This is a genomic window from uncultured Methanobrevibacter sp. (assembly GCF_946184425.1).
In the GTDB taxonomy this organism is placed as follows: domain Archaea; phylum Methanobacteriota; class Methanobacteria; order Methanobacteriales; family Methanobacteriaceae; genus Methanocatella.
Window position 1 is genome coordinate 1 of the sequence record NZ_CAMHFP010000072.1, and the last position, 5,556, is coordinate 5,556.

General features: G+C 30.3%; 2 protein-coding genes, 1 rRNA gene and 1 pseudogene. 1 reads left to right on the plus strand and 3 read right to left on the minus strand.

Going from position 1 to position 5,556, the window contains the following annotated elements; all coding sequences use genetic code 11:
* Positions 1–38 precede the first annotated feature (38 nt).
* On the plus strand, positions 39–1,775 hold the full coding sequence (locus tag Q0P94_RS10275; RefSeq protein WP_295116310.1) for an MATE family efflux transporter: 1,737 nt from the start codon (positions 39–41) through the stop codon (positions 1,773–1,775).
* A gap of 440 nt (positions 1,776–2,215) precedes the next feature.
* On the opposite strand, the gene Q0P94_RS10280 is transcribed toward Q0P94_RS10275, so the two are convergent.
* The 3 genes and pseudogenes from Q0P94_RS10280 to rrf all read right to left on the minus strand — a co-directional run bounded on the left by Q0P94_RS10280 (position 2,216) and on the right by rrf (position 5,439).
* Positions 2,216–3,424: an ATP-binding protein gene (locus tag Q0P94_RS10280; RefSeq protein WP_295116312.1), complete on the minus strand. Its 1,209-nt coding sequence runs from the start codon at positions 3,422–3,424 to the stop codon at positions 2,216–2,218.
* A gap of 776 nt (positions 3,425–4,200) precedes the next feature.
* Positions 4,201–5,186: pseudogene (locus tag Q0P94_RS10285) on the minus strand (transcription initiation factor IIB).
* A gap of 135 nt (positions 5,187–5,321) precedes the next feature.
* Positions 5,322–5,439 (minus strand): 5S ribosomal RNA (gene rrf / locus Q0P94_RS10290).
* Positions 5,440–5,556: the final 117 nt, after the last annotated feature.

Below are 5,556 nucleotides of genomic sequence, written 5' to 3' on the forward strand. Positions count from 1 at the left end.
AAATATTAATTAATTATTTAAAAAAATATATTGTATATATGAAAGAAAAAATTGATTTGGTAACCCTACCTAAGAAATCTTTCTGGACATTAAGTTTGCCCATAATTGCATTTTGCATTTTTGATGCTATCTATGGAATAGTGGACATGTTGTGGGTGTCTAAAATAAGTATGGAAGCATTTTATGCAATGGGAATATCAATTCCATTTGTTACATTTGTTTTTTCAGTGGGCGATTCAATAGGTCAGGGAACTAATTCAATCATGTCCCGTTTTATCGGGGCGGGAGATTATGAAAGTTCATACAATGCATTAATTCATGGATTATTGGCATGTAATCTGGCATGGTTTATTATTGTATTACTCTTTTTGTTTGCAAATGGAGTTTTGTTTTATGTGGATGCTGAAAACTCATATATTTTGATTTTTGACTATTTGGTTCCGATTATAGTTTTTGCATACCTTTTTATTTTTAATAATCTGTTTTCAGAAACATTGCAGGCCGAAGGAAATTCAAGAACTCCAACTGCATTAATAATAGGATCTAATATTTTAAATCTGATTCTGGACCCTATTTTTATTTTTAATTTGAATATGGGAATCAAAGGAGCGGCATATGCTACTGTTTTTTCAGCTTTTGTTGTTTTTATTCCAATTTTGTATTTATATCTTTCAGGCAGGACAAAAGTTCCATTATCTCCCAAATACTTCAAATTCCGTTCATATATCATTATTGAAATCTTTAAGGTAGCGCTTCCTAATTTTTTAGATAATGCTCTGTGGCTTCTTTCAGCTTCATATGTTAATGCTACATTGCTAATATCTATGAACAATATTGGCCCCATTCTATATTCTGTATCGAATAAATTAAAAAATCTGTTAATTGTCCCTGTTAGAGGTTATGGCCGGGCCTTGATGAGTGTTACCGGACATTTGTTTGGAGCACGTAAATTCAACGAATTAAATGACATGTATAAATATGTGCTTAAATTATCAGTTTTTACTTCACTGGTATTAGTGATTTTATTCTTCTTTATGAGAGATTATATATTTAATTTATTCTCCATTACAGGAATGCAAACTGAAATATACTGGATAGCATTATTCGGGATAGTTTCCATGCTTGCAGTTCCATTTGCTATGATTTCTGCAAAAATGTTGGACGGTTTTGGAAAGAGCATGTATTCACTGCTTTTTACAGCGGTTAAAATTTTCTTTGAAATGGGTTTAATCATTGTGTTGAATGTTACTTTGAATAATGCAAGCAGTGTTTTGATTTCAATTGTCATAACGGAGGTGGGTATAGGGGTTGTATATTATTTATTCTTAAGACATTTGTTCAAGAATTTTGATAAAAAATATAATGGCAAATCCACAGTTAAAACATTCACAAAAGAAGATCAAAGTATTGATGAAATTAAATTAGATGGTGAAGATGATGGAAGTGTTTTAAAAAGAAAATTATTCTTATTTACTTTAATATTGTTAGTTATTGCTACCTTGTTAATTTTATATTTAATTACAAAATTACATCCTAATTCAATTGTACTCATAGGAATTGTTGCTATAATTTGTATAAGCATTGGTAGTTTCTTGAGGCGAAGAGTAAATTTAATGAAATTACATATTATTGAAGTAATCATTTTAACCGTTGTGTTCTATTTGCTTTTAAATCACACCAGTTATGTCACTACCGTTTTATTAATAGTTATTAGCATGTTACTATTGTATATCATGTCAACATTACATAAATTAACTGAAAAAGTAAAATCATAGCATTTTAATTGATGGATTGAATGTTTTCAGCCCAAATATTCGAAACTGAAAAAATTACATACTTACCATCCTATTAAAAGAATTTTCAATAGATATTAAAATAATATTTTATTTAATTTTAACCATCAAATAACCTCCATTATCAATATCAAGAAAATAATTTCAGAATTTTACAAAATAACTTATTAATTAAATGAAAAATTAAAGATTAAAAGTATTATTTTTTAATAACCTTTAGTAAATTTAATATAAACATTTAAATAATAACAAAAAGTTACTAAATATAAGAAACTGCAATTCTAATAACAATATTAAATATGTAAACTATTTTTGTAGGAATTCTTACAATTAACCAAAAAGCATAAAAATAGATAAATGCATCGATAAAAATTAAATTATCAAATAAAATCATGAAAAATGTATCCTCAAAGAAACCTCAATTATATGTAGTCTGATGTTAGAAAGTCTATGATGTTTCTGTGTTTTAATCCGCTACCTGAGAAGTCTATTTTGTCCATGCTCAAGACGTATTTGTCGAAGTTGTCGTTGATTTTTGCAAGTCCTGAAAATTCCCTTTCTATTGTGTTATCGTTTTCCAGTTGATATGTTACCTGAATGTAGAGTTTTTCTTTGTCCCGAGTACATACGAAATCTATTTCCTTTTCGTTTATCATTCCTATTTTTACATCATACCCTCTTCTGAGAAGTTCTATATAGACTATGTTTTCAAGGATTGAGCCTATATTTTCTATTTCCCCATATTTTGCCTGGTAGAATCCATGGTCGACTAGGAAGTATTTTTCATTGTGTTGCAGTACTTTTTTTCCTTTAATGTCTTCTCTTGGTACCTGGTGTATGAAGCATGCGTTTTTGGAGTATAGAAGATAGTCCAGTATTGTATCCTTTGATATTTTTCTTCTTTCATGTTTCATGTATTTTACAATGTTTCCGGCAGAGAAGTTTTTTCCAAGGTTCATTATCACATAGTCAAGTATGCGATTTAGCATGTCACTGTTTCTTATGTTGTGTCTTGTCACTATGTCTTTTAGAAGTATTGTATTGTAGATATCACCTAAATAGGAATATTTGTCCTGAACTGCAACCTGTTGTATTGGAGGCATTCCCCCATATTCCACATACTCTTTGAACAGTTTCTCCAGATCAGTTGTGTCTATTTTTTCAATTTCCTTTTTGTATTGTATGAATTCAGCAAATGAAAATGGGTAGATGTTTATTTGGTAGTATCTGCCGGATATTAGTGTTGCCATTTCGCCTGATAGAAGTTCTGAGTTGGATCCTGTGATATATATGTCGCAGTCAAGGTCAACTCTGCATGCATTTATGCTTTTTTCCCAGTTTTCCACGTTTTGTATTTCATCAAATAATAGGTAGACTTTGCCTTTTGCGTTTTTGGTCAGGTTTATTATGCATTCATCGAGCTGTTTGAAGTTTTCTATCTTGTTGTATTTCATGGATTCGAATGAAATCAAGAATATGTTTTCTTTTTTTATTCCACGATTTTCAAGTTCATCATGGATGCTTTTTAGGAGATATGTTTTGCCGCTTCTTCTAACGCCTGTTATGATTTTGATAGGTCCCTTGTCTATCAGTCTTTTGATTTGGTTTAAGTACAATTCCCGTTTAATCATTTTTTCACCGCACAATACCATGTATTGAATTTTGTATTTTAAAATATATAAATTTTGTCGACTATAATCTACAAAAATAATAATATTGATACAATTGTAGAGTACAATCGACAATATATTTAAAATTAATGTAATTGTCGAATACACTCGACAACATAAAAACTAATAACTAAATAATAGATTACACCCCAACATTTAAGTAATTTTGTTTATAAATGAAGACAATTTTACAAACCCATACAACTATTACTTCAAACATGAAAATAAGATGGATTTCAAACACAATGCATAAAAAAAGACTTATTACACAGTGTAAAGAAAATTTGTCAACGCAAAATCAAAAAATAAAATCCAATGAAATATAAGCACTCACTGAAAAACGGCCAAAAATAACATCAAAAAAATAATTAATAAAAAAGATTATTTTTTAAAAAGACGTATTAACAATAAAATAATAAACTATTCCATAATACACAATGATTTAAAATAAGAAAAATTACATATTAAAATGATATAAACTGAATAGATTGTATAAATCATTTAAAAATCTTGTTGCCCGTATACTAACTCTCTTGAATCATTGCTAGAATACCCTTCGCTCCTCGAGTAACCCTCGAAACGGGCAGCCTATCCAATGCTGGGTTTCTCCTAATCATCAACAGCGAAAACTTTCCTCATAGAAGGACCGTAGGCATTGGTCAAAAAATGATACGACAATAATAATATATTAAAAATAATATTTAACTATTACTAAAAAAAGATAATAAAAAATAAAATTAAACAACTAACTCAATTTTTTCAGACAATTCCATATATCTGTTTCGGATAGTCACTTCGGTAACATTGGACACTTCAGCTACTTGCTTTTGAGTTTTTCTCTCACTAAGCAGTACGGATGCAATATACAATGCAGCCGCCGCAATCCCTGTAGGTCCTTTGCCAATATTTAGACCAACATCAATTGCCTGATTAATAATTTCAATTGCTTTAGCCTGAACTTCACCGGACAATCCCAAATTACTTGCAAATCTGGAAATGTAATCTTTAGGAAAGGTAGGTTTTAATTTAAAATTAAGCTTTCTTGATAAAAATCTATAGGTTTTACCAACCTGCTTTTTAGGGACATTTGCAGATTCAGAGATTTCATCCAATGTCCTTGGAATATTACATCGTCTGCAAGATGCATATAAAAAGAAGAAGCAACAACAACTTCAATACTTCTCCTTCGAACAAGTTTATTACGAGCAGCTTTTCGATAAATTAAAGCAGCATCCTCCCTTACACTTCGAGGAATGGTCAATCAAGAGGAATAACGATCAAGTTCACTCAATGCATATGCCAGATTTCTTTCTCCTGCACCAGAAACTCTCATTCGTTTGTTCCATTTTCTCAACCTATACAATTGGGAGATATTCCTTTCAGGAATTTTATGGCCATGAATATCCTGATTTTTTCAATCGATATCAGTGTTTAAACCTTTATCAGAAATTGCAAAAGTGGTAGGTGCACCAACTCGAGTACATTTATCTCTCTGTTCATGGTCGAATGCTCTCCATTCAGGACCATTATCAATTAAATTTTCATCTAAAACAAGGCCACAACGAGCACAGGAAACTTCTGCCCTAGAACTATCAATTATTCTTTCAGTAGAATTAGAAACCGGACAAAGATTATTTTCATCATTATTGAAAATATCCTGCTGTCTAAATTGTCCATTAAATTTGGTGGTTTTGGTTGGTATAATATCATCCTCCCTAAACATTATGGAAAAAATCCAAAGAGGCTTTCGACTACATAAAACTAATTATTAAATGATAAAAAAAGTTTAATTAGTTTTTACAATATTTGGTTAAAAAGTCATATAAATTCATGGTGCGGTTAAATTATAAATATAATGAGCTTGCAGCGAAATGAAATTCCCATAGAAAACCATAGTACACAAACAAAACACAAAAGGACTTCACTACTGGGATCGAAACGAGACCAGGTATAACCCCCATGCTATGACCGCAATACTCATCATAATATGAAAATGATAAATAATAGGTAATTTAGTAAAAGATTTGTATATAAGAAGGCTTGCAGCGAAATGAAATTCCCATAGAAAACCATAGTACACAAACAAAACACAA

Coding starts and splice junctions, on each gene's coding strand:
- Q0P94_RS10275 (WP_295116310.1), top strand. CDS start 39: ATGAAAGAAAAAATTGATTTGGTAACCCTACCTAAGAAATCTTTCTGG.
- Q0P94_RS10280 (WP_295116312.1), bottom strand. CDS start 3,424: ATGATTAAACGGGAATTGTACTTAAACCAAATCAAAAGACTGATAGAC.